19 protein-coding genes are annotated in these 21,525 nt (G+C 69.0%); 10 read left to right on the top strand and 9 right to left on the bottom strand.

Annotated features, from left to right (window positions below; all coding sequences use genetic code 11):
- Positions 1–101 precede the first annotated feature (101 nt).
- Complete coding sequence (locus EHF44_RS26465; RefSeq protein ID WP_124686628.1) at positions 102–1,097, top strand: LacI family DNA-binding transcriptional regulator; 996 nt, start codon at positions 102–104, stop codon at positions 1,095–1,097.
- A 2-nt stretch (positions 1,098–1,099) separates the two neighbouring features.
- Here the strand turns inward: EHF44_RS26465 and EHF44_RS26460 are convergent, their stop codons facing one another.
- Positions 1,100–1,699 carry a histidine phosphatase family protein gene (locus tag EHF44_RS26460; RefSeq protein ID WP_253700235.1) on the bottom strand — a complete coding sequence of 200 codons (600 nt, stop codon included), beginning with the start codon at positions 1,697–1,699 and terminating at the stop codon, positions 1,100–1,102.
- A gap of 151 nt (positions 1,700–1,850) precedes the next feature.
- Between EHF44_RS26460 and argH the strand changes: the two genes are divergently transcribed.
- The gene (gene argH / locus EHF44_RS26455) at positions 1,851–3,356 is read left to right on the top strand and encodes an argininosuccinate lyase (protein ID WP_124686627.1); all 1,506 of its coding nucleotides are present in this window, start codon (positions 1,851–1,853) and stop codon (positions 3,354–3,356) included.
- Here the strand turns inward: argH and EHF44_RS26450 are convergent.
- Positions 3,341–4,141: an SDR family NAD(P)-dependent oxidoreductase gene (locus EHF44_RS26450; protein ID WP_124686626.1), complete on the bottom strand. Its 801-nt coding sequence runs from the start codon at positions 4,139–4,141 to the stop codon at positions 3,341–3,343. The two genes, argH and EHF44_RS26450, sit on opposite strands and share 16 nt — an antisense overlap.
- Before the next feature lie 126 nt (positions 4,142–4,267).
- On the opposite strand from EHF44_RS26450, the gene EHF44_RS26445 reads away from it, so the two are divergent.
- The 3 genes from EHF44_RS26445 to EHF44_RS26435 all read left to right on the top strand — a co-directional run bounded on the left by EHF44_RS26445 (position 4,268) and on the right by EHF44_RS26435 (position 5,984).
- Positions 4,268–5,209 (top strand): GlxA family transcriptional regulator, encoded by a 942-nt coding sequence (locus EHF44_RS26445; RefSeq protein ID WP_124686625.1) that lies wholly within the window; start codon positions 4,268–4,270, stop codon positions 5,207–5,209.
- A gap of 122 nt (positions 5,210–5,331) precedes the next feature.
- Complete coding sequence (gene vapB / locus EHF44_RS26440) at positions 5,332–5,568, top strand: type II toxin-antitoxin system VapB family antitoxin (RefSeq protein ID WP_124686624.1); 237 nt, start codon at positions 5,332–5,334, stop codon at positions 5,566–5,568.
- Positions 5,568–5,984, top strand: a complete 417-nt coding sequence (locus tag EHF44_RS26435; protein WP_124686623.1) for a type II toxin-antitoxin system VapC family toxin — start codon at positions 5,568–5,570, stop codon at positions 5,982–5,984. The genes vapB and EHF44_RS26435 overlap by 1 nt, the downstream gene beginning before the upstream one ends.
- 18 nt (positions 5,985–6,002) lie before the next feature.
- Here EHF44_RS26435 and EHF44_RS26430 read toward each other — a convergent pair whose 3' ends face one another.
- The 3 genes from EHF44_RS26430 to EHF44_RS26420 all read right to left on the bottom strand — a co-directional run bounded on the left by EHF44_RS26430 (position 6,003) and on the right by EHF44_RS26420 (position 9,255).
- Complete coding sequence (locus EHF44_RS26430) at positions 6,003–7,391, bottom strand: tripartite tricarboxylate transporter permease (RefSeq protein WP_172966188.1); 1,389 nt, start codon at positions 7,389–7,391, stop codon at positions 6,003–6,005.
- Positions 7,392–7,410: 19 nt separating this feature from the next.
- Complete coding sequence (locus tag EHF44_RS26425) at positions 7,411–7,890, bottom strand: hypothetical protein (RefSeq protein ID WP_124686622.1); 480 nt, start codon at positions 7,888–7,890, stop codon at positions 7,411–7,413.
- A gap of 78 nt (positions 7,891–7,968) precedes the next feature.
- A complete protein-coding gene (locus EHF44_RS26420) occupies positions 7,969–9,255 on the bottom strand; it encodes a hydroxymethylglutaryl-CoA reductase, degradative (protein ID WP_124686621.1) in 1,287 nt (428 codons plus the stop codon).
- A 122-nt stretch (positions 9,256–9,377) separates the two neighbouring features.
- Here EHF44_RS26420 and EHF44_RS26415 point away from each other — a divergent pair, with 122 nt between their 5' ends.
- Positions 9,378–10,769, top strand: coding sequence for a PLP-dependent aminotransferase family protein (locus EHF44_RS26415; RefSeq protein ID WP_124686620.1), 1,392 nt, complete (start codon positions 9,378–9,380; stop codon positions 10,767–10,769).
- Here EHF44_RS26415 and EHF44_RS26410 read toward each other — a convergent pair.
- Both EHF44_RS26410 and EHF44_RS26405 read right to left on the bottom strand, forming a co-directional pair.
- A complete protein-coding gene (locus EHF44_RS26410) occupies positions 10,766–11,332 on the bottom strand; it encodes a YcbK family protein (protein ID WP_124686619.1) in 567 nt (188 codons plus the stop codon). The two genes, EHF44_RS26415 and EHF44_RS26410, sit on opposite strands and share 4 nt — an antisense overlap.
- Positions 11,333–11,357: 25 nt before the next feature.
- The gene (locus tag EHF44_RS26405; RefSeq protein ID WP_124686618.1) at positions 11,358–12,965 is read right to left on the bottom strand and encodes a L,D-transpeptidase family protein; all 1,608 of its coding nucleotides are present in this window, start codon (positions 12,963–12,965) and stop codon (positions 11,358–11,360) included.
- A gap of 207 nt (positions 12,966–13,172) precedes the next feature.
- Between EHF44_RS26405 and EHF44_RS26400 the strand changes: the two genes are divergently transcribed.
- The 3 genes from EHF44_RS26400 to EHF44_RS26390 all read left to right on the top strand — a co-directional run bounded on the left by EHF44_RS26400 (position 13,173) and on the right by EHF44_RS26390 (position 16,356).
- Positions 13,173–13,628, top strand: a complete 456-nt coding sequence (locus EHF44_RS26400; protein ID WP_124686617.1) for a universal stress protein — start codon at positions 13,173–13,175, stop codon at positions 13,626–13,628.
- A 97-nt stretch (positions 13,629–13,725) separates the two neighbouring features.
- Positions 13,726–15,405 (top strand): site-specific integrase, encoded by a 1,680-nt coding sequence (locus tag EHF44_RS26395; protein WP_124686616.1) that lies wholly within the window; start codon positions 13,726–13,728, stop codon positions 15,403–15,405.
- A 39-nt stretch (positions 15,406–15,444) separates the two neighbouring features.
- On the top strand, positions 15,445–16,356 hold the full coding sequence (locus EHF44_RS26390) for a flagellar brake domain-containing protein (RefSeq protein ID WP_253700233.1): 912 nt from the start codon (positions 15,445–15,447) through the stop codon (positions 16,354–16,356).
- 9 nt (positions 16,357–16,365) lie between these two features.
- Here the strand turns inward: EHF44_RS26390 and EHF44_RS26385 are convergent, their stop codons facing one another.
- Both EHF44_RS26385 and EHF44_RS26380 read right to left on the bottom strand, forming a co-directional pair.
- On the bottom strand, positions 16,366–17,268 hold the full coding sequence (locus tag EHF44_RS26385) for a LysR family transcriptional regulator (protein WP_124686615.1): 903 nt from the start codon (positions 17,266–17,268) through the stop codon (positions 16,366–16,368).
- A 95-nt stretch (positions 17,269–17,363) separates the two neighbouring features.
- Positions 17,364–19,163, bottom strand: a complete 1,800-nt coding sequence (locus tag EHF44_RS26380; RefSeq protein ID WP_124686614.1) for a glycosyltransferase family 39 protein — start codon at positions 19,161–19,163, stop codon at positions 17,364–17,366.
- Between the two features lie 221 nt (positions 19,164–19,384).
- Here EHF44_RS26380 and EHF44_RS26375 point away from each other — a divergent pair, with 221 nt between their 5' ends.
- Positions 19,385–21,496 carry a TonB-dependent receptor gene (locus EHF44_RS26375; RefSeq protein WP_124686613.1) on the top strand — a complete coding sequence of 704 codons (2,112 nt, stop codon included), beginning with the start codon at positions 19,385–19,387 and terminating at the stop codon, positions 21,494–21,496.
- The last annotated feature ends 29 nt before the right edge of the window (positions 21,497–21,525 follow it).

Genomic DNA, 21,525 nt, shown 5'->3' with positions numbered 1-21,525 from the left:
CCCGGACAGCGAATGGAAAGAATGCTAACGTTGTCATCCGCCCCGGTCAATCGGGGCGGGCCGCACCTGGCGTAGTCGTTTACCCGCACCGCAAACCCCTTATGTCCGATTCATCCGGCAGCAAGTCTGTCACGCTGCACGACGTCGCCCGCGAGGCCGGCGTGTCACTGATTACCGCTTCGCGCGCGCTGAGCAACCCGGGCCTGGTCTCCGACAAGACCATTGCCCGCGTGCGCCAGGCGGTGGAGGCCACCGGCTATATCCCGAACCTGCTGGCCGGCGGCCTGAAGTCGCGCCGCACCATGACCGTGGCCGCGCTGGTGCCCAATATCGCGGTGGCGCAGTTCATCCCGACGGTCAAGGCCCTGACCGATGCGCTGGACGCGGCCGGCTACCAGTTGATCCTGGGGCAGACCGGCTACGACCACGCGCGCGAGGAGGCGCTGCTGGGCACGATGATCAGCCGCCGCCCGGACGGCATCGTCGTCACCGGGCTGGTCCACGCGCAGGCATCGCGCGACCGGCTGCGGCGGTCCGGCATTCCCGTGGTGGAGACCTGGGACCTGAGCGACCGGCCCGTGGACATGGCCGTGGGGTTCTCGCACCTGAAGGTCGGCAGCGCCGTGGCGGGCTATTTCCTGTCGAAGGGCTGGCGGCGCTTTGGCATCGCCACCGGCGACGACCAGCGGGCCGCTGTGCGGCGCGAAGGCTTTGTCTCGACACTGGGCCACGACGTGCCCGTCGCGCGCGTGCCGGCGCCCAGCAGCCTGGGGCTCGGGCGGCAGGCGCTGGGCGACCTGCTGGCGCAGGACCCGCGCATCGAGGCCATCTTCTGCAGTTCGGACCAACTGGCCCAGGGCGTGATCGAGGAAGCGCGGGCGCGCGGCCTGCGCGTGCCCGAGGATCTGGCCGTCTGCGGCTTTGGCGACGCCGATTTTGCCGCGCACATGGTGCCGTCGCTGACGTCCGTGCAGGTCGACGGCGCGGGCATGGGCACGCTGGCGGCCGGGCTGCTGCTGGCGCGCTGCCGCGGCGAGACCGTGGCGCAGCCGGTGGTCGACGTCGGCTTCCGCATCGTCGAGCGCGGCTCCACCTGACGCTAGTCGGCCACTTCGGGCGCGGGCAGCACGGTCACGCGCCGCGCCTGTCCCGCCACCGGCAGTTCGATCGTCACGCCGCCGCCGCTGTCGGCATCATGGCCGGTCAGCGCCGTGACCACCACCTGGTGCGTGACCAGCAGGTACGGCCCGCCGCGCGGGTCGAGCTGGTCGATATAGCGCGACAGCCGCTTGATCTGCGCGTCACGCGCGGCGGCGTCCGACCCCAAGAACGAATTCAGCATCGGTTCCACGCGCACCGGCCCAAGGCCGATCAGCCGCGCCGTGTCCTGGCAGCGGCACCAGGCGCTGGTGAGCACCTGCGTGGGCCGGAATCCGGCCGCCTTCCATCGTTCGCCCAGCTTGCGCGCCTGCTCGCGCCCGCCTGCGGAGAGGTTGCGCTGCGTCGCGCAGTCGTCGAGCCGGAAGCCGGCGGGATCGCCCACCCCCGGCGCGCGGGCATGGCGCAGCACGACCACGACGTTCGGGCGGGTCAGGTCGACGGGCGACGTTGCCGCGTGCGCGCGGGGCGGCAGGAGCGCCGGCAGGGTGGCCGTCCAGAGGGCGGCGGGGAGGACAAGCAGGCTGCGGCGAGTGGGCACGGCGGGCTCCGGCGGGGCGTCCGGGGTGGACGTCCTTCACGATAGACCACGGCCGGACGCATAACAAAACCGTATGACCCCCGTGCAAACTGTGATTTGACGGTATGACCGTGCGATTCCCATACTCGGCGCCATCAACGAGGAGAGTTGCATGGAATCGAAGGTCAGCCGCCGCCTGACGCAAGCCACCGCCCCCGAGCTTTGCGCGCACATCTACCTGCCGCGCCTGGCGCGCGAGTTTGCCCCCGGCTTTCGCTATCTCACCGACATCAACGCGGCGCATCTGGTCATGCTGCATGGCGCCGGACTGGTGCCGACGGACGTGGCCGCCACGCTGGCGCGGGCGCTGCTGCGGATCGAGCAGGACGGCCCCGACGCGGTGCCGCTGGACCCCGAACGCGAGGACGCCTATTTCAACTACGAAGCGCACCTGATGGCGATGGCCGGCGCCGACGCGGGCGGCCGCCTGCATGTGGCGCGCAGCCGCAACGACATCCTGGCCACGCACGACCGCCTGCGCGCCCGCGACACCGTGCTGGCGCTGCTGGCCGCGCTGGCCGACACGCGCGACGTGGCGCTGCGGCAGGCCGATGCCCACGCCGATGCCGTGATGCCCGGCTACACGCACCTGCAGGCCGCGCAGCCGATCACGTATGGCTACTACCTGTGCGGCGTGGCGCAGGCGCTGGGGCGCGACATCGCGCGGCTGCGCCAGGCGCTGGACCGGCTGGACGCCTGCCCGCTGGGCGCCGGCGCGCTGGCCGGCACCGCGTTTCCGATCGACCGGGCGGCCACGGCCCGCTGGCTGGGCTTTGGCACCTACGCGCCGAACGCGCTCGATGCGGTGGCGTCGCGCGACTTCGCCTGGGAGATCCTGTCGGCCATGGCCATCGCCACGGTCACCTGGGGCCGCGTGGCGCAGGACCTCTACGTCTGGGCCACGCCCGAGTTCGGGCTGATCGACTTTCCGGACAGCGTGGCTGGCACGTCGAGCATCATGCCGCAGAAGAAAAACCCGGTGGTGCTGGAGTACCTGAAGGGCAAGGGTGGCCACATGATCGGCATGCTCACGGCGTCGCTGGCGGCGCTCAAGGGCAGCCATTTCACGCATTCCGGCGACGGCAACCGCGAAAGCATGCGCGGCTTCTGGGACGCCACCGACGAGGCGCTGCGCTGCGCGAGCCTGCTGAAGCTGGTGCTGCAGACCGCCACGCCGCGTCGCGCAAACATGCTGGACCGGGCCCGCTGCGATTTCTCGTCGGCCACCGATCTGGCGGACATGCTGGTGCGCGACGCCGGCATGTCGTTCCGCGAGGCGCACCACGTGGTCGGCGCCGTGGTGCGCGAGGCGCTCGACCGCCACCTGCCGGCCAGCGAGATCGACAGCGGCATGGTGAACCGGGCCGCCGCCGCGCACACGGGCCGGGCGCTGGACGTCGATGCAGAGGTCGTGGCGCGTTGTCTCGATCCCGTGCAGGGCGTGGCGGCGCGGCAGTCGGCCGGCGGGCCGGCCCCCGCGCTGGTGCGGCAGCAGGTGGCCGACCAGCTCGACGAACTGGCGCGCGACCGGCAGGCCATCGACGCGCTGCGTGTCACCGTCGACGCCAGCCGGGCCGCGCTGCGGCGCGCGGTGGAGCGGCTTCAGTCCCTGGCGTAGCGCGCCGCTGGCGTGTTCTGCGACAGCACCGCGGCCATCGCCCCGCGCGCGGCTTCGTAGGCTTGCCAGTGCTCCACCGCGTGGAGCGACGGGATCGTGATCAGCTCGCCGCGGTCCAGGCCGACCAGCGCGGCGTCGACAAGGTCCGCCGCCGGCATGACGATGGCCTGGTCCAGGTGCTCGACCGGCAGGCCGCCCGTTTCCCAGAAATCGGTGGCCGTGGCGCCGGGCAGCACGGCCTGCACGCGCACGCCCTTGGCCGCCAGCTCGTGGTGCAGCGACTGGCTGAACGCGGTAACGAACGCCTTGCTGCCGCCGTAGACGCCGTTCAGGATCTCCGGCGCGATGGACACGATCGACGAGATGTTGACGATGGTGCCCTGGCCGCGCGCCACGAAGCCGGGCACTGCGGCGTAGCTGAGCCGCGTCAGCGCGGTCACGTTCAGCTCGATCATCCTGGTCATCTGGTCGACGTCGCTGTCCAGCAGCGGCGTATGGGTGCCGATGCCGGCGTTGTTGACCAGCAGCGTGATGCTGGCATCGGTGCGCAGCTTGTCTTCGACGGTGGCCAGCGACGCGCGGTCGCCCAGGTCGGCCGGAAACACCTCGACCGCGCGGCCGGTTTCGTCGGTGATGCGCCGCGCCAGCGCGTCGAGCTTGTCGCGGCTGCGGGCGACCAGCACGAGGTCGTGGCCGCGCCGGGCCAGCCGGTCTGCGTAGATCGCGCCGATGCCGGACGATGCGCCGGTGACGAGGGCGGTGCCAAGGTAGGGGTGCGGGGACATGAGCTTCTCCATTCGGGTGGTAGGGGATGCGCGGCATCCATGGGAAGCATGGTAGGGAAGGTTGGCCCTGGCCGAAATGACGTATATAGTCCGTTTTCAGGACATCGGACATGGCGAGGGGCGGGAATGCACCGGGTGGGGTTTTTGTTGACGGACGGCTTCCAGATGATGACGCTGGGCGCCCAGGCGGTTTTCGAGTACGCGAACCTCGTGGCGGGCGAGCCGTTCTACCGGATCGACGTCTACGCGGTGCCGGGCGGCCCGGTGCGGTCGTCGCTCGGTGTGATGGTCGAGGCGCGGCCGGCAACGGCGCGCGTGACCGTGGACACCTGGATCGTCGCGGGCGTGGGTGATCCGATTGCCGCCCCCGCGCCGGCCCCGGTACTCGATTTCATGCGCAAGGCGGCGCCCCGGGCGCGGCGCGTGGCGTCGATCTGCACGGGCGCGTTCGTGCTGGCGGAAGCCGGGCTGCTCGACGGCCGCCGCGCCACCACCCACTGGTTCTTCTCGCGCGAGATGCAGCGCGCCCATCCGGAGATCCGCGTGGAGGACGACCGCATCCATATCGTCGACGGACCGATCTGGACGTCGGCGGGCATGACGGCCGGCTTTGACCTGGCGCTGGCGATGGTGGAAAAGGACCTCGGCGCTGACGCCGCGCGGTCCGTGGCCCACAAGTTGGTGATGTACCAGCGCCGCGCGGGCGGGCAGTCGCAGCATTCCGAACTGCTGGACCTGGCGCCGAAGTCCGACCGCATCCAGAGCGCGCTCGACTACGCGCGCAAGAACCTGCACCGCGCGCTGACCGTAGAAGACCTGGCCACCGCCGTCCACCTGAGCCCCCGCCAGTTCAGCCGCGTATTCACGGCCGAGACCGGCCAGTCACCAGCCAAGGCCATCGAAAGCCTGCGCCTGGAAGCCGCCCGCCTGATGATCGAACAAAGCCGCCACCCGCTGGACGTAGTGGCCCGCGAAACCGGCTTCCGCGACCGCCGCCACATGCGCGAAGCCTTCCTGCGCGGCTTCGGCATGCCGCCGCAGGCGGTGCGGCGGGAGTCGAGAAGCTGACGAATTCCCAGGCATGGTTCGGAAATGTGACGCCAAGAATGCATGTGAGCCAGATGTACACACGGTATGTACATCTGGCGTCGGCGGCGTATACTGGTTTCGTTATCTGTTCAGAGGCCGCCATGCACCGCACGAAACTCTTCCGAAACGGCAATTCGCAGGCCATTCGGATTCCCGCCGATCTTGCCTATCCGGATACCGATATTCCATTCGAGATCGAGCGGGTGGGCGATGAATTGCGCATCCGCCCGGCCCGCAGGCGTCTCACCGGACTGCTGGATGTCTTCGCCAGTTTTCCGGCCGACTTCATGGCCGAGGGCCGTGAGGAGCAGTCCCAGTCGGAAAGGGATGCGCTCTGATGCCGACCTACATGCTGGATACCAATATCTGCATCTACCTGATGAAGCGGCAGCCGCCGCAGGTTGCGGCGCGGCTGGCGGAATGTTTTGAGGGTGAGGTCGTGCTGTCGGTGATTACGCTTGCGGAACTCGAATACGGTGTATCGGTTTCCAGCGCCCCCGAGCATGCCCGGCACGCACTGGACGCGCTCGTCGCACGCGTGCCGGTGCTGCCGCTGACGCCTGCCGCCGCCCATGCCTATGGCGCCATCCGCAAGGCCACGCGCCATCGAAAGTCCGACGCGCTCGACAAGCTGATTGCCGCGCACGCCCGGTCCGTCGGCGCAGTCGTGGTCACCAACAATGTGAGCGATTTCGCGTCGTATCCGGGCATCCAGATCGAAGACTGGACCCAGCCCGCCCCGCGCGAACACTAGCCGCGGGGCAACGCGGCCTTACCCCACCAGCTTCAGTACCGCCGGCACCGTCAGCACGGCCGTGTAGTAGCCCATGAACTGCACGCCGGTGTTAAAGCCGATGGTGCGCGACAGCAGGCCGCCGAGCAGGCCCATTGTCAGGATCACCAGCAGGCCCAGGAAGTTGCCTTCCCAGACGCTGATCACGAGGATCAGGCCGACGAACGTGGCGATGATCGCCTCGTGGGAGATCTTGCGGGCCACGAACAGGGCCGCGCGGCGCGCGTGGTTCATCGCGAACGGGTAGGACACCAGCGCCGCGAGCACCACGGCGAGCATGCCGTAGCCCAGGAACTCCCAGTGGTTCAGCAGGTTGTGGAGGTTGTGGGTCTGGCCGCCGCCGGCGTCGACCGTGTAGACCGGCGGTGCGTTGAACAGCGGCGCGGCCGGGCCGGCGGCCACCGGGCTCAGCGGCAGGCCGAAGGCGATCAGCGGGATCAGCGCCTCGGCGATGTAGGTGGCCTCGGTCACGCCGTTGCGGGCGCTCAGCACCGTGGTCAGCCGATGGTAGGCGTGGCGCACGCGCGAGCCGACCAGTTCGCCCAGCACCACGGTCATCGCCACGGGGCTGAACACGAACGTGGCGCTGGAGATGACGGCGGTGCCGAGCGTCCACTTGACCTGGCTGCGGTCCAGCACGCGCAGCGGGTTCGGGAAATAGCCCGCCCAGCCCTTGACGTCGGGCGCCAGCGAGAACGTGCGCACCTTGTCGCGCCGCATGCGCGGGCGTTCCACGGGCGAGATCGACGAGAACAGGTCTGCGATCAGCGGCCCGATGGCGATGCCCAGGAAGTAGCTGATGCTGAGCTTGACGCCGAACTTGGCCGTCAGCGTCTGCAGCGCGACGATCACCACCACGAACGGCAGCAGCGCGGCCACCGACGCCCAGCGGCCCGCCGAGCTGTAGGCGATGATCACGGCCGCCGCCACGAAGATCCACGGCGCCGCCTTGGTGATGGTCGGCCCGAACGGTGCCAGCAGCACCGCGAACAGCACGGCCAGCGGCACGGCCACGAAGGCCGCGATGATGGCGCCCGAGATCATCTTGCGCAGCGCGATATGCGGCACGCCCAGGTTGCGCAGGTGGTTGGCGTCCTGCAGCAACGGCGTGGCCATGGTGTCGCCGGGAATGCCCAGCAGCGCGGTGGGAATGGCGTGGGTCATGTGCTTGGCCACGGCGCCGGCCAGGAAGAACGTGAACACGCCCTCGGGCGGCACGCCCAGCAGTACCACCAGCAGCGTCAGCGGCGCCAGCGTGGTGGTTTCATCGGTGCCGGAAATCAGTCCGATGGCGGCAAAGACGATGGCGCCGGCCAGCCCCATGCCGGCGGCGACGAGAATATGCGAGAACAGTGTGGATTCGATCATGAATGGTCTCCCCGGGACTTCAAACCGCTTGCCGCTGCGCCAGTGCCTGCGCCACGGGGGCGCTGGCCGGTGCGGCACCGGGATGTTCTGGCGAATGAAACAGTTCCAGCAGTTGCAGCTCGCGCAGTTCGGCCACTACCACGGGCGGCAGCGCGTGGATCGGGCCGATGCCGCCGGCGTCTTCGGCCAGCTTGCGCAGCGCGTCCAGGCGGGCCGCAGTCTGGCCGGTCTCGTTTTCCACGACGATGCGTTTGGGCTTGAACAGCATGGCGCAGATCAGGCCGGCTACCAGGCAGCCGAACAGGCCGGCCAGCATGGCGTAGGCGCGCGCCAGCTCGGGCGAATCCACCACGGCGGCCAGCAGCCGGCTCGCGGCCCAGTAGCAGGTCAGGCTGACCGCGGCGCCGATGGCGATGGACCACGCCAGGTGCGTCGTATCGGCCGTGTCGCCCCAGACCTCCACCAGGCGGCGTTCCGATGCATTCTCGTGTGGATGCATGATTTGTCTCCGATATCGGCTGGCCTGGGCATGCCCTTGCACGCCTGGCCAGCTCTTTCTTCAAGGATGAACTGCTGACTAGCGGCTGCGCAGCTCCTGGAGCAGCGCCACCGCGCGATCGGTGCGTACATCGTGTTCCTCGGCCATGCGGCGCGCCACGCGGTCGACTTCTTCGCCCACCGCGCCGGCCACCAGCGCGATGTTGCGCGCGTGCAGCGCCATATGCCCGCGCTGGATGCCCTCCGTGGCCAGCGCGCGCAGGGCGCCCAGATTCTGGGCCAGCCCCACCGCCACGGCAACCTCGCCCAGCGTCTGCGCGGAATCCACGTCGAGAATCTTCAGCGCCAGCCGGGCCAGCGGGTGCGTCTTGGTAGCCCCGCCAACCAGCCCCACCGGCATGGGCATCTCGATCGTGCCCACCAGCGCGCCGGTGTTGTCCTTCTCCCAATGCGTGAGCGACGTGTAGCGGCCGCCGCGACAGGCATAGGCGTGCGCGCCGGCTTCCACGGCGCGCCAGTCGTTGCCGGTGGCCACGATGACCGGGTCGATGCCGTTCATGATGCCCTTGTTGTGCGTGGCCGCCCGGTACGGGTCGATGGCCGCGAACGTGTAGGCATCGATCACGCCCTCGATGATCTCGGCCCCGCTGCGCTCGCGCGTGGCCAGCGTGTCGGCGGTCAGCCGCACGCGCGCCCGGGCCAGTCGCAGATCCGCCAGATTCGACAGGATGCGCAATCTTACCGATCCGCCGGTAATGCGTTCCACCGTCGGCGACACGGCCTCGGCCATCGTGTTGACGGTGTTGGCGCCCATGGCGTCGCGCACGTCGACGATCAGGTGCATCACGATCATCGGGCCGCGCGGCGTGTCGGGGAACACATGGACCTCGATGTCCCGGCAGCCGCCGCCCAGGCCGATCAGCACCTTGTCGCGGCTGTTGGCCAGGGCGACGATTTCGTCGCGCTGGCGCAACAGTGCCTGGCGCGCGCCGAACGGGTCGGCAATGCCCAGCACCTGGACCTGCGCCCGCATCAGCGGGCCGGAGCTCGATGCCTGGAAGCCGCCGTCCTGGCGCGCCAGCTTGGCCATGAACGACGCCGCGGCGACGACCGAGGGTTCCTCGACCACCATCGGCACCACGTAGTCGCGGCCGTTGACCTGGAAGTAGCCGGCGATGCCGAGCGGCAGGTCGAACGTGCCGACCACGTTCTCGATCATCCCGTTGGCCCGATCCGTGCCGAGCGCGCCGGGCTCGGCAATCAGGCGCGCCTCGTCCGCGGTCAGCCCGGTCACGGCGGCGACGTGTTCGAGCCGCTGGGCCGGAGTGAGCGCGCGAAAGTTCGGAAGCGCGGAATCGGTTGCCATCGAGGTCTCCATATGTGTATAAGATGGAGACAGTTTAGGGACGCTGTACCAGTATCGAAAGGTACAGTTTGGCGGGACAGTCGCGCCCACCTCGTCCTCCCTTTGTGATGGTCTGTACCCCTATGAGCCCAAAATCCACGCCGATTTCCGTCTCGCTGGCCGATATGCTGGAGCGCCAGATCCTGGACGGTGCCTACCGCAGCGGCGAGAAACTGCCGTCCCTGCGCGAGCTGGCCCAGTTGCAGGGCCATAGCAAAAACACGATCGTCGCCGCGTTCGAAATCCTGGTGGGGCGGGGGCTGGTGGAGCCCCGGCGCGGCGCGGGCTACTTCGTGACGTCCCAGCCGGCCCGGCCGAAGCCGGACGAGGATGCCGGCTCGCTGAACCGGGCGATGGACATCGTCTGGCTGATGCGCGAGCAGCTCAAGAGCCGGCCCGACGTGCTGGCGGTGGGCGACGGCTTTCCGCCCGTCGAATGGCTGTCCGAGGCGCGGCTGGACAAGTACCACCACAAGGTCGTGCGCACCGGGCTGGGGGCGCTGTTCCGCTATGGCAACCGGTTCGGCTACGCGCCGCTGCGCGACCATCTGGTGCGCAAGCTGGGCGACCTGGGCATCGGCGCCGAAGCCCGGCAGATCGTGCTGACGCACGGCGCCAACGACGCGCTGGACCTGGTCATCCGCTACTTCCTGCAGCCGGGCGAGACCGCGCTGGTGGATGATCCGGGCTACTACCCGCTGTTCGGCAAGCTCAAGCTGGCGGGCGTGCGAATCGTCGGTGTGCCGCGGCTGGCCGATGGGCCGGACCTGGAGGCATTCGAGCAGATCCTGATCCGCGAACGGCCGCGGCTGTTCTTCACGCAGTCGGTGGGTCACAACCCGACGGGCTCGGACCTGTCGGCGGCCAAGGCATTCCGGGTGCTGCAACTGGCCCAGAAATACAACATCCAGGTGGTGGAAAACGACCCGCTGGCCGATTTCAAGCCGGCCACGCTGCCGCGGCTGTCCGCGCTGGACCAGCTCGACCGGACGCTCTATATCGGCAGTTTTTCGAAGTCATGCTCGGCGGCGCTGCGGGTCGGCTTTATCGCCTGCGGGGCAGACCTGGCCAGCGATCTGGCCGACCTGAAGGCGCTGATCCACGTGAGCAGTTCGGAATATTGCGAGCGGACCGTCGACGTGATCCTGAGCGAGGGCCACTACCAGCGCTACATCACGCGGCTGCGCGCGCGGCTGGCCGAGGCCACGAGCCGTGCGCTGGCGCTGTTCGACCGGCTGGGCGCCGAGGTGCTGGTGCGGCCCGAGCAGTCGCTGTACATCTGGGCCGCGCTACCGGGCGTGCCGGACACGCTGGCGCTGGCCGAGCAACTGCTGCAGGAGAAGGTGATGATCGCGCCCGGCCGCGTGTTCCGCGTGGATGCGGACTCGCCGCAGCCGTGGTCGCGCTACAACGTCGGCGCGCTGCAGGACCCGCGCTTCGAGGCGGCCCTGCTCAAGGTGCTGGAGCGGCGTTAGCCCCAGCGGCGTACGCGGCCGGTGTCGACGTGGAGGAAGTTGTCGGACTGGTAGAAGCCCACGCCGCCCACCTGCAGCGACTGCGCGGCGTCGCGCAGGTCTGCCAGCGGCACGCCGGGCAGCCGGATGTCGATGGCCATGCCGTCCATGTGCAGGCTGCGCCGGGCCACGCCGCCGCCGCGCGTCTTGCGCAGGCGGTCGTTGGTCAGCGGGCAGCGGTAGCCGGAGATCACCTGGAATGGCGCGTTGCTGCCCACCTCGCGGCGCAGGCTGAACAGCAGGGCGAACAGCTTCGGATCGATCTCGCCGACCGTGCCCGAATAGTGGTCGCGCAGGAAGTGATTGAGCGACGTCTGCGCCTGCGGCAGCACCTGGTCGCCCATCGCGTAGACCAGCGACAGGTGCTCGCCGGTGTGGGTGTGTTCGAAGGAAAGCGAGCGGGCATCGGGGCCCAGCGCTGCCAGCGCGGCACGCGGTGCCAGCGTCGACAGGCCCGCGCCTAGCGCGATGGCGCCGGCACGGTGAAAGAAACGGCGACGCTGGGAGGTGCTGGAATCGGACATGGAAACTTTTACAACGGTGCGGCGTTCAGGAGGGCCGTACGGCAGGCCTGGCGCCCGCGCGCTGCCGCAGCGCCTGGTCCAGCAACTTGTCCTGTCCGTAAATGTCAGGCACGAAGTATACCCGCCCATCGGCGCGCGCGACGGCGGTGCCATACGCCAGCACCACGGGCACGGGCTGCTGTAGCGCGACGGTCTTCGATTTGCCAGCCGTCATTGCCTCACGGATGCGCGACTCGGTCCATTCGGGCATCCCCTGAAGCGCGAACTGGGCCAGCGCCACCGGCGCCTCCACGCGGATGCAGCCGTGGCTGAAGTCGCGCCGCTCGCGCTTGAACAACTGCGGCGTGGGCGTGTGGTGCAGGTAGATGGCCTGGTTGTTCGGGAAGATGAACTTGATGTCGCCCAGCGCGTTCAGCGGGCCGGGGCGCTGGCGGATGCGCGCCTGCCCGTTCAGCACCGCGTCGATGTTCGCCTGGCTCAGCGTGGCGTTGGCCTGCGTGCCGTAGACGAACTCGAAGCCCTGCCGCGAGAAATAGCCGGGGTCGCGCTGCGCCTTCGGAATGACCTCCTTGCGCGCGATCGACGACGGCACGTTCCAGTACGGACTGAACTCGATGTAGCGCATGTCCTCCTTGAACAGCGGCGTGCGGGTGTCCAGCGCCTTGCCGACGATGACCTTCATCTCCAGCTTGATGTCTAGCTTGCCTTCGGAATAGTCGTAGGCGCGCAGCACGAATTCGGGCACGTTGACCACGATCATGCGCGGGCCCTCGGCCAGCGGCGTCCAGCGCAGGCGCTCCATCGTCAGGCCGATCTGCGCCACGCGGGCGGCTGGCGACACATTGAGCTGCGCCAGCGTGCCGGCGCCGATCACGCCGTCGGTATCCAGCGCATGGCGCTTCTGGAACGCCTTGACGCCATCGACGAGCGCGCCTTCGTAGCGCTGCGGCACGGCGGTGCCGGGCGCCAGATCGCCCAGCGCTTCCAGCCGTTGCGCAAGCTGGGGCAGGGCGGCGTAGGGCTGGCCCGGCGTCAGCTTGCCGCCGGCGGGTGCGGGCAGTGGCGACTTCCAGTACGGCTCGGCCGCCAGCTTGCGATACCTGGCCAGCGCGGTGCGCAGCGTGCCGTAGAGCGGGAACGACGGGGCGGCCTCGCGCAGCGCGTCGGCCAGCCGGTTGGCGGTCATGGCGTTGCGCAGGTAGGCCTCGGGATCGAACGGTGGCAGGTTGCTGGCCGAGAAATTCGCGTGGACCTTGCGTGGATCCACGCGGCCGCGATGGAGGTCGGCCAGGTAGCGCGTCATCGCGCGGGTCAGCGCGGTGTCGAAGCGCTGCGCGGCTTCGGGTGACGCGGCCGGGGCGCCGACCAGCTCGCCAAGCGTGCGTTGCAGGCCCTCGGCGTCGTAGTCACGCGGATCGAGGCCGTCGGCCGGCGAATCGTTCAGCGCCTTGATTGCGGCCTGCGCGGCCTGCGAGGGCCGGCCTTCGGCAAACCAGAGCAGGTCCTGCGGGGGCTGGGCCAGGGCGGCGGTGGCGCTGCAGAGCAGCCATGCCGTGCCGGCGCTGGCGAACACCTGATTGAGGGACCGGCGGACCGGCGTGGGCAGTGCGGCCGGCGTGAACTTCCGGGTCATGCATGCAACAGCGGCAACAGTCATCGTATGGGGTCGATTGCGTTCGGCGTCTGCCTATCCTATCCGATCATCGTGATCGATCCAGCCCTTTGAACATCTGGAAATAAAGTTTCTACGATTGCATCGCGCTTGATTCAGGTCAATTTGCACGGCTTCGCGGGAACTATGCTTGGTAGCAACGACAACGCAGACGCAAGAGGTGCATCGATGTACGAGCGGATTCTCGTGGCGGTGGATGGCGGCCCGTCCTCCGAACTGGCCATCGCGCAGGCGGTGGGCCTGGCCAAGCAACTGCAGGCCGAAGTCAAGGTGCTGTTCGTGGTGGATGACAGCGAACTGTTCTTCGAGCACGCCTATATCGATCCCACCGAAATCGTCAACGGCATGGTCCACGTGGGGCAGAAGGCGCTGGCGGCCGCGTCGCGGCGCTTCGAGAACGCCGGGGTGCGCTGCCTGACCGCGCTGGCCGAAAAGCCGGTGTCGCCGGGCAACATCTCGGGGACCATCGTCAGCCACGCCGACCAATGGCAGGCCGACCTGATCGTGATGGGCACCCACGGCCGGCGCGGCATGCGGCGCGTGATCATGGGCAGCGTTTCCGAGGGCGTGATTTCGAAGTCGGCCAAGCCGGTACTGCTGATCCGGGGCGAGTCGGTCCACTGACCGGCAAACTGCGGCGGGAAGGTTTGGGTAGCAACGCAAGCCATTGCGATAAGAAAAGTTATCGCAACGCGAGGACGCCGGTGCTAGACTCCCGCCGATGACAGCCCCCCAGACCCCGCTTTCCGCCTTTCCCGACGCCGATTCCCTGGCCACGCTGCGCGCGTGGCACGCGGGGATGTCGACGCGGGCCGCCGTCACCCAGTATCTCGATGCCGACCGCGCGCACGGCCAGTCGTCGCGCGGCATCCTCGGCCGCATCCGGCGCCAGTTGGCGGCCTACGCCCGCTACCGCCGGCGCGAGGACCTGGCCGCCCTGTTCGAATTCCCGGCCGCCGAACGGCCGCAGCGGGGCAGGGCGGCGGACCAGGCCATCGAGACGCTGCGCAACATGCCGCCGCCCGCGCCGCAGATTGCCGATGACATCGGCATGTGGCTGGCGCCGGCGTCGGTGGCCGCGCTGCGGGCACACGACATCCACACGCTGGCCGACCTGACCGTCCGCATCCCGCGCCGCCGCCAGTGGTGGGCAACGATTCCCGGCCTGGGCGTCAGCGGTGCGCGGCGGATCGAGGCGTTCTTTGCCGAATGGCCCGAGCTGACCGCCCGCGCCCGGGCGCTGGTCGCGGCGCAGCCCCGCGCGATGATCGTGCCGTGGGAGCAGATGGGCCATCTGCCGCATGAAGTGGACGGTTCGCTGGGCCAGTTCCGCGCGCCGCGCGACACCTGCTCGCTCAACGCCGACAACGATTACGCGGCGGTGCAGGCGTGGCTGGCGCTCCATGAATCCCCGTCGACGCAGCGCGCCTACCGCAAGGAGGCCGAGCGCCTGATCCTGTGGGCGATCATCGAGAAAGGCCGGCCGCTGTCGTCGCTGACGACCGAGGACGCCACCGCCTACCGCAATTTCCTGCGCCAGCCCCGGCCGCGCGACCGCTGGGTGGGCCCGGCCCGGCCGCGCAGCGCGCCGGACTGGAAGCCGTTTACCGATGCGTTGTCGCCGCGCTCGGCCGCCTACACGCTGCAGGTGCTGGGCGCGCTGTTCCGCTGGCTGGTGCAGCAGCGCTACGTGCTGGCCAATCCGTTTGCCGGGCTGAAGGTGCGCGGCGGGACCAAGACGGCGGCGCTGGACGTCTCGCATGCGTTCTCCGAAGGGGAATGGATGCTCACGCGCAGCATCGCCGACGGCCTGGAATGGTCGTACGGCTGGGAGGCGCCGGCGGCCCAGCGGCTGCGTTTCATCCTCGATTTCACCTACGCCACGGGCCTGCGCGCCAGCGAACTGGTCGGCGCCACGCTGCGCAACGTGGAAACCGACCTGCATGGCGACCACTGGCTGCATCTGGTGGGCAAGGGCGCCAAGGCGGGCCGGGTGGCGCTGCCGCCGCTGGCGCGCAACGCGCTGGACCGCTACCTGGTCGAACGCGGCCTGCCGGTGGCCCGCGCCCATTGGGACCCCGCTACGCCAATTGTCGGCAGCCTGGGCCCCGACGAAAGTGGGGGGATTACAGGCGCGCGATTGTGGATGATCATCAAGCGGTTCTTCTCGACCGCCGCCGACACGCTAGAGGCCGAGCGGCCGGCCACGGCGGAGAAACTGCGCCAGGCCAGCCCGCACTGGCTGCGCCATACCCACGCCACGCACGCGCTGGCACGCGGCGCGGAGTTGACCACGGTGCGCGACAACCTGCGCCATGCGTCGGTATCGACGACCTCGCTCTACCTGCATGGCGACAGTGTCAAGCGCGCCCGGCAGATGGAAGATGCCTTCGGCGGCTGAGCGTCCCGGCGATGGTCTGGGCCGGAAACACGAATCACCGTGGCGGATCGACCCGCCCACCACAACAAAGGGCTGACCATGCGCAGGGAAGTGCAGGCTGAAGAGATCGAACTGGGCCAACCGCTGAAGGCGACGCTGGTCGATGAACTGGGCTTTCCGGTCGCGGACGAAGGCACGGTGTTCCACGCCGCCGAGGAGCGGGAACTGGCGCTGCACGGCGGCCGCTGTTTCTGGGCCGATGGCGAGGCGCCGCTGCGGGCCGACATGCCGAGCACCGCCTGGCACGACCGGTATGGCCTGCTGGTCGGCACGCTGCTGCACGTCAAGCGGCCTACCGACGCGGCGCGCGCGGCCGTCAGCCGGCTGATCGGCTTCAACGACGGCGCCGCGTTCATCGGCTGGCCCGCCCTTGCCGGCGTGGCCGCCGAGATCGCCGATGGCGAAGTGGTGCTGTTCCGCGGGTTCTCGGGCACCAACATCCACAGCTTCTCGGCGCGCGTCCAGGCCACGTCGCGCACGCCGTTCCCGTACTGGATGCTTGACGATATCCGGCATATCGAGGCGCGCGAGATGCGCGGCAGCATCCGCGTACCGGTGCGGCTGGTGGGGTCGCTGGTGCTGTCCGGGGAACAGGCCCGGCCGCAGACGGTACTGATCACCGACCTGAGCACGGGCGGGGCGTCGATTTCCACGGCGTCGCCGCAGTTTGAAACGCCGGGGCAGCCGGTGCGGCTGGAATTTACGCTGCGCGCGGCGGGGCTGAAGCAGAAGCTGTCTGTCGAAGGGTGGACACGGCAGGACCCCGACGCCGATGCGGCCGAGCCATTCCACAACGTCGGCGTGGCCTTCGATGCCTACGGCGAGCGCGAATCGCTGGTGCTGTACGCGTTCGTCCACGAACAGTTGCTGGAAAGCGCCACGATGCGGCCCGGCGTGAAGTCGCCCGACTAGGCGCGCCGGCTAGTCCTCGAACGGCCGGCGGCCAAGCGTGGCGACCACGTAGTCGACAAAGCAGGTGATGCGCGAGGCCAGGGCGGTGTTGCGGTAATAGACTGCGTGGATCGGCTGGCGGACATCGAGCGTCTGGCGGGCAAAGAGCGGCACCAGCCGGCCGGACTGGCGGTCGTCGCGCGTCATGAAATCGGACAGGCAGACAATGCCCTGGCCGGCCAGCGCCAGGCTGCGCAGCGTCTCGCCGCTCGATGAGGCAATGGTCGGCTTGATGTGGACGATGCCCCCGTCGGCGGCGCGCAGCGGCCAGTCGTTCAGCGATTCGGGCTGCGTGAAGCCCAGCAGCGCATGGCCGGACAGTTGCTCGACCTTTGTCGGCGTGCCGTGCCGCTTCAGGTAGTCGGGGCTGGCCAGCACGCGGATACGGCTGGTGCCGATGGGGCGGGCATGCAGCGTCGAATCCTTGAGCGTGCCGATCCGGAACGCCACATCCGTGCGCTTTTCCAGCAGGTCGATGATGCCTTCGTTCGAATTGAGTTCGAGTTCGACGTCGGGGTAGCGCGCGCGGAAGCCTTCCACGAGCGGCACGATGACATGGAGCATGAATGGCGTGGCGGCGTCGACGCGCAGGCGGCCCACCGGGCGCAGGCGGCGGGCGGCCATCTGCTCCTCGGCCGCGTCCACCATCGCCAGGATGGCGCGTGCCTGTTCCAGGAAGGCGGCGCCCTCCTCGGTCAACTCCAGCCGCCGCGTGGTCCGGCGCAGCAGCGTGGTCTGCAGCTTTTCCTCCAGCCGGCTCAGCGTGCGGCTGGTGGCGGATACGGTCAGCGACAGGTGATCGGCCGCCGCCGTGATCGAGCCGGTGTCCACGACGGCCACAAAGGCCAGCAGTTCGTCGATCGTCGTCTTCATTGTTGCGCGGGAATCAAGCCAGACCGACTTATACACGGCTCTGCTCGCAAATGTAAGACCGCCCGCCGACGGCTGTCGGACGCCTGAATGCCCCGCTACGGGTGCCGCATGCCGAGCCGGATCTCGCGGGAATCGACGGGCCGGGGGGCGCCCCGATGGCCCGCCAGCGCGGCCGGCAGCGGGGTGTTGCTGACCACGACGCGGTACCAGTCGCGGTAGACCACATAGGTATGCATCAGCGGCGAGAGTTGCAGGTAGGTCTCCGGCGACATGACGGCCATCGCCGCCTCGGGGCCGGCCCAGCGCTTTTCGAACGCGTCAAGGGTGGGAACGGCGCGGTCCGGCTCGATGTCGGTGCCGAACGTCAGCTCGTCGGCCGCGCCGACCATCGTCAGCGGATGGCCGACGTAGAACGGCAGCGTGTGGTCGAGCATCTGCACGCCGTACAGCGGCATCCGGGGCGTCAGCACCAGCCGCAGTTCCGGGGCCAGCGTGGCGCCCGACGCGGGGCCGTCCACGGTCTCGTAGCCGACCAGCGCCGTGCTGAAGCCCAGGTACATGCCCATCGCGTACACCGCCACGCTGCGCAGCACGCCGCGGCGCGCCAGCACGCCGGCGATGGCGATCGACACCAGCATGATCAGGAAGGCCGCGGCGACCCACACGGCGTAGACGCGCCAGACCGCGTTGGGCGTGTGGTTGGCATGCAGCGTGGCCACGAACGGCGCGGCCAGCAGCCCGCAGCCGGCAATCGCCGCCATGATCCGCAGTTGCCTGCGCCACGCTGCGGGGTCGAGCTTGTCGAGCGCCACGCCGGCCAGCAGGCCGAGCGCCGGGACGATCGGCACGATATAGCCGGGCAGCTTGGAATGGGACAGGCTGAAGAACACGAAGATCGATGCGGCCCAGAGGCCGGCCATCAGTGCCGGCCGGAACGCGGGCGGCTGGCGCCCGTCCGTGCGGGGCACGGCCGCCCAGATCCGTGGCCACAGGCCGATCCAGGGCAGGAAACCGCCGACCAGGATCGGCACGAAGTAGGCGAGGGGGCCGCTCCGGGCGTGCAGGTTGGTCGTGTAGCGCTGCCAGTGCTCGTGGATAAAGAAGAAATGGAGGAATTCCGCGTTGCGGCTGGCCACCAGATAGAACCACGGCACGGTGACGGCCAGCATGACCAGCGCGCCCGGCACGGGATGCAGGCGCCGCCACAGCCGCCAGTCGCGCGTCACGGCCATGTAGACCAGCAACACCAGCCCCGGCAGGGCGATGCCGACCAGCCCCTTGGTCAGGATCGCCACGCCCATCGCGGCCCAGCAGGCCAGCATCCACCTGCGGCGCGCGGCGGGCGCGGCGTCCGGGTGCTGGGCCATCAGCATGCAGGCCAGCACGCAGGACATGACGCCGGCCAGGGTCATGTCGAGCGTGTTGTAGTGGGCGGCGATGCTCCAGATGGGCGCGGCCAGCAGGGCCAGCCCGGCAAAGGCGGCGGCCCGCAGGCCAAACCATCGCCACGTGGCCAGCATCGTCATCGCCATGCCGAGCAGGCCGGCCAGCGCCACCGTCAGCCGGGCCTGCCACTCGCCGATGCCGAACAGCGCGTAGACCACGGCCGTCGCCCACATGTGGAAGGGCGGCTTCTCGAAGTACTTCAGGTCGTTGTAGCGGATGGTGACCCAGTCACCGGTGGACAGCATTTCGCGCGAGATTTCCGCGTAGCGGCCTTCGTCGGGCCCGAGCAGGTGACCCAGGCCCAGCGTACCGAACCAGAGCAGCAGGGCGGCGGCAACCCACAGGGCGGCCCAGCCTGCGCCGGACAGATGGGGGGCGATCGATCCCTGGCCATACAGCGGTACGCCGGCCGGCCGGAGGTGTGGGGGCCGGGGCTTGTGGTGAGGCATGGAGATCGTCTCTGCGTCAGGCGGTGGATCGGCCGGCGCCTGCCCGTGGAGGACGGGCCAAGCGCCGTCGCGCAGAGTATCCGACGGACCTTAAAAAAACCTTAACGCCGCCGGATCGCGCAACAGTTTCACCCGTTTGGAGCAAATTCGTTGACGGCGCAGGTATCGAAAATGATAATCGCTCCCATTCAAAGAATTACAAAACCATTACAGTCAGGGAAATGAGCCGTTATCTGCACAAGAAGTACGTCCGTGTCAGCGTTTCGATCGGACCCGCATTGCTTTTCCATGTCGCGCACGCCCAGAACGTGCCCGCCGAACCCCAGACACTGCCTTCCGTGACGGTCCGCGCCGATGGCGACAAGGACCTCGGCACCGGCTACAAGCCCACGTCGACGGTCAGCGCCACCAAGACCGAGGCACCGCTGCGCGACGTCCCGCAAACCGTCAACGTGGTGACCGCGCAGGTCATGCAGGACCAGCATGCGACGTCGATCCAGGACGCGCTCAAGAACGTGCCGGGCGTGAGTTTTTCGTCGGGCGACGGGCAGCGCGACCAGGTGTCGATCCGTGGCTTCAGCGCCATTGCCGACCAGTTCGTCGACGGCATCCGCGACGACGCGCTGTACTTCCGCGACCTGTCCAACGTCGACCGTATCGAGGTCATCAAGGGGCCGGCCGCCGTGCTTTACGGGCGGGGCTCGTCGGGCGGCCTGATCAATCGCGTCACGAAGAAGCCGGGCATCGACGTCACCGATTTCGCGCTCAGCTACGGCATGTGGGCCGACCGCCGGGTGGAGGGCGACGTGGGCCGCACGTTCGGCGACGGCGCCGCGGCATTCCGCATTACCGCCGCCCACGAGGAAGCCAACAGCTACCGGTCGCAGCAGTTCCTGAACCGGACGGCCGTGGCGCCGTCTCTGGAGCTGCGGCTGGCCCCGCAGACCACCGTGCTGCTGCAGGCAGACTGGCTGGAAGACCGCCGCGTTACCGACTTCGGCGTGCCGGCGTACCGGGGCCGTCCCGTGCCGGTGGACCCGTCGACGTACTACGGCGCCGCCAACGCGCGCGATGCCGACTACAGCCAGAGCCGCGTCTACTCGGGCACGGCCACCGTGAACCACCGGTTCAACGACAACTGGTCGATCCGCAACGCCACGCGCTACTACCACTATTCGCTCGACCGCAACAACACGCTGGTGGGCTCGGTCAACGAGACCACGCGGCGCGCATCGCTGACGCATGGCAACGTCTACCGCGAGGAACACGGCTGGTTCAACCAGACCGACCTGACGCAGAAGGCGGAGTTCTTCGGCATGAAGCACGAGCTGCTGTATGGCGTGGAAGTGGGGCAGCAGAACAAGGACCTGGTCAACTACTCGCGTGCCAACGTGGCGTCGGTGGACCTGTTCAACCCGGTGCTGCCGGTGCTGCCGCGCCTGGTGGGCGGCACGCCGGCCACGAGCAACCTGGGCGTGTTCAAGACGCTGGGGCTCTACACGCAGGACATGATCCAGTTCTCGGAACAGTGGAAGGCGCTGGTGGGCGTGCGCTACGACCGCTTCGAGCAGGAAACCATCCAGCGCCTGCCGGGCCAGCCGAACCTGGCGCGCACGGACAATGCCTGGAGCCCGCGCGCCGGACTGGTCTGGCAGCCGTCGAAGCAGCAGTCGTACTACGTGTCGTGGAGCCGGTCGTTCCAGCCGTCCGGTGAAGCGTTCTCGCTGGCGGCCAACAACGCGCAGCTGGCGCCGGAGACGACGCGCAATACCGAAGTGGGCGCCAAGTACGACTTCCTGGATGGCAAGGCCAGCACGACGGTGTCGCTGTTCCGGATCGAACGGACCAACATCAAGGTGGCCAACGCCACGGGCACGGCGCTGATCCCGATTGGCGAGCAGCGGACCGACGGCCTGGAACTGAGCGGCGCGGCGGAACTGGGCGGCGGCTGGCGCATGCTGGGCGGCTACGCCTATCTGGATGCGGTGGTCACGCAGTCCACGCCGGCGCTGCAGGGCAAGCAGGCAACGCTGACGCCGCGCCATTCGGGCAATGTCTGGCTGACCAAGGACCTGGGCCACGGCTTTGGCCTGGGCGGCGGGCTGAACCTGGTGGGCGCGCGGCAGGCCGATCCGGCCAACACGGTGACGCTGCCGGGCTACGTCACGGCCGACATGGTGGCCTGGTATCGCCGGGGCAAGTTCGAGGCGCAACTGAACCTCTACAACATCTTCAACCAGGGCTACATCGTGTCCGGGCACGGCTCCAGCCCGAACCTGAACCTGCCGGGCGCACCGCGCAGCGTCATGGCGACCCTGCGCTACCGGATGTAAGGCAGTACGGGACGGGCCGCCAGTGGGCG

It is taken from the genome of Cupriavidus pauculus, from assembly GCF_003854935.1.
In the GTDB taxonomy this organism is placed as follows: Bacteria; Pseudomonadota; Gammaproteobacteria; order Burkholderiales; family Burkholderiaceae; genus Cupriavidus; species Cupriavidus pauculus_C.
This window is presented reverse-complemented; position numbering and strand designations above follow the sequence as displayed.

Excerpts from the sequence above, each read along its gene's own strand:
- EHF44_RS26465 (WP_124686628.1), top strand. The coding sequence starts at position 102 with ATGTCCGATTCATCCGGCAGCAAGTCTGTCACGCTGCACGACGTCGCC.
- argH (WP_124686627.1), top strand. The coding sequence starts at position 1,851 with ATGGAATCGAAGGTCAGCCGCCGCCTGACGCAAGCCACCGCCCCCGAG.
- EHF44_RS26450 (WP_124686626.1), bottom strand. The coding sequence starts at position 4,141 with ATGTCCCCGCACCCCTACCTTGGCACCGCCCTCGTCACCGGCGCATCG.
- EHF44_RS26445 (WP_124686625.1), top strand. The coding sequence starts at position 4,268 with ATGCACCGGGTGGGGTTTTTGTTGACGGACGGCTTCCAGATGATGACG.
- vapB (WP_124686624.1), top strand. The coding sequence starts at position 5,332 with ATGCACCGCACGAAACTCTTCCGAAACGGCAATTCGCAGGCCATTCGG.
- EHF44_RS26435 (WP_124686623.1), top strand. The coding sequence starts at position 5,568 with ATGCCGACCTACATGCTGGATACCAATATCTGCATCTACCTGATGAAG.
- EHF44_RS26430 (WP_172966188.1), bottom strand. The coding sequence starts at position 7,391 with ATGATCGAATCCACACTGTTCTCGCATATTCTCGTCGCCGCCGGCATG.
- EHF44_RS26425 (WP_124686622.1), bottom strand. The coding sequence starts at position 7,890 with ATGCATCCACACGAGAATGCATCGGAACGCCGCCTGGTGGAGGTCTGG.
- EHF44_RS26420 (WP_124686621.1), bottom strand. The coding sequence starts at position 9,255 with ATGGCAACCGATTCCGCGCTTCCGAACTTTCGCGCGCTCACTCCGGCC.
- EHF44_RS26415 (WP_124686620.1), top strand. The coding sequence starts at position 9,378 with ATGAGCCCAAAATCCACGCCGATTTCCGTCTCGCTGGCCGATATGCTG.
- EHF44_RS26410 (WP_124686619.1), bottom strand. The coding sequence starts at position 11,332 with ATGTCCGATTCCAGCACCTCCCAGCGTCGCCGTTTCTTTCACCGTGCC.
- EHF44_RS26405 (WP_124686618.1), bottom strand. The coding sequence starts at position 12,965 with ATGACCCGGAAGTTCACGCCGGCCGCACTGCCCACGCCGGTCCGCCGG.
- EHF44_RS26400 (WP_124686617.1), top strand. The coding sequence starts at position 13,173 with ATGTACGAGCGGATTCTCGTGGCGGTGGATGGCGGCCCGTCCTCCGAA.
- EHF44_RS26395 (WP_124686616.1), top strand. The coding sequence starts at position 13,726 with ATGACAGCCCCCCAGACCCCGCTTTCCGCCTTTCCCGACGCCGATTCC.
- EHF44_RS26385 (WP_124686615.1), bottom strand. The coding sequence starts at position 17,268 with ATGAAGACGACGATCGACGAACTGCTGGCCTTTGTGGCCGTCGTGGAC.
- EHF44_RS26380 (WP_124686614.1), bottom strand. The coding sequence starts at position 19,163 with ATGCCTCACCACAAGCCCCGGCCCCCACACCTCCGGCCGGCCGGCGTA.
- EHF44_RS26375 (WP_124686613.1), top strand. The coding sequence starts at position 19,385 with ATGAGCCGTTATCTGCACAAGAAGTACGTCCGTGTCAGCGTTTCGATC.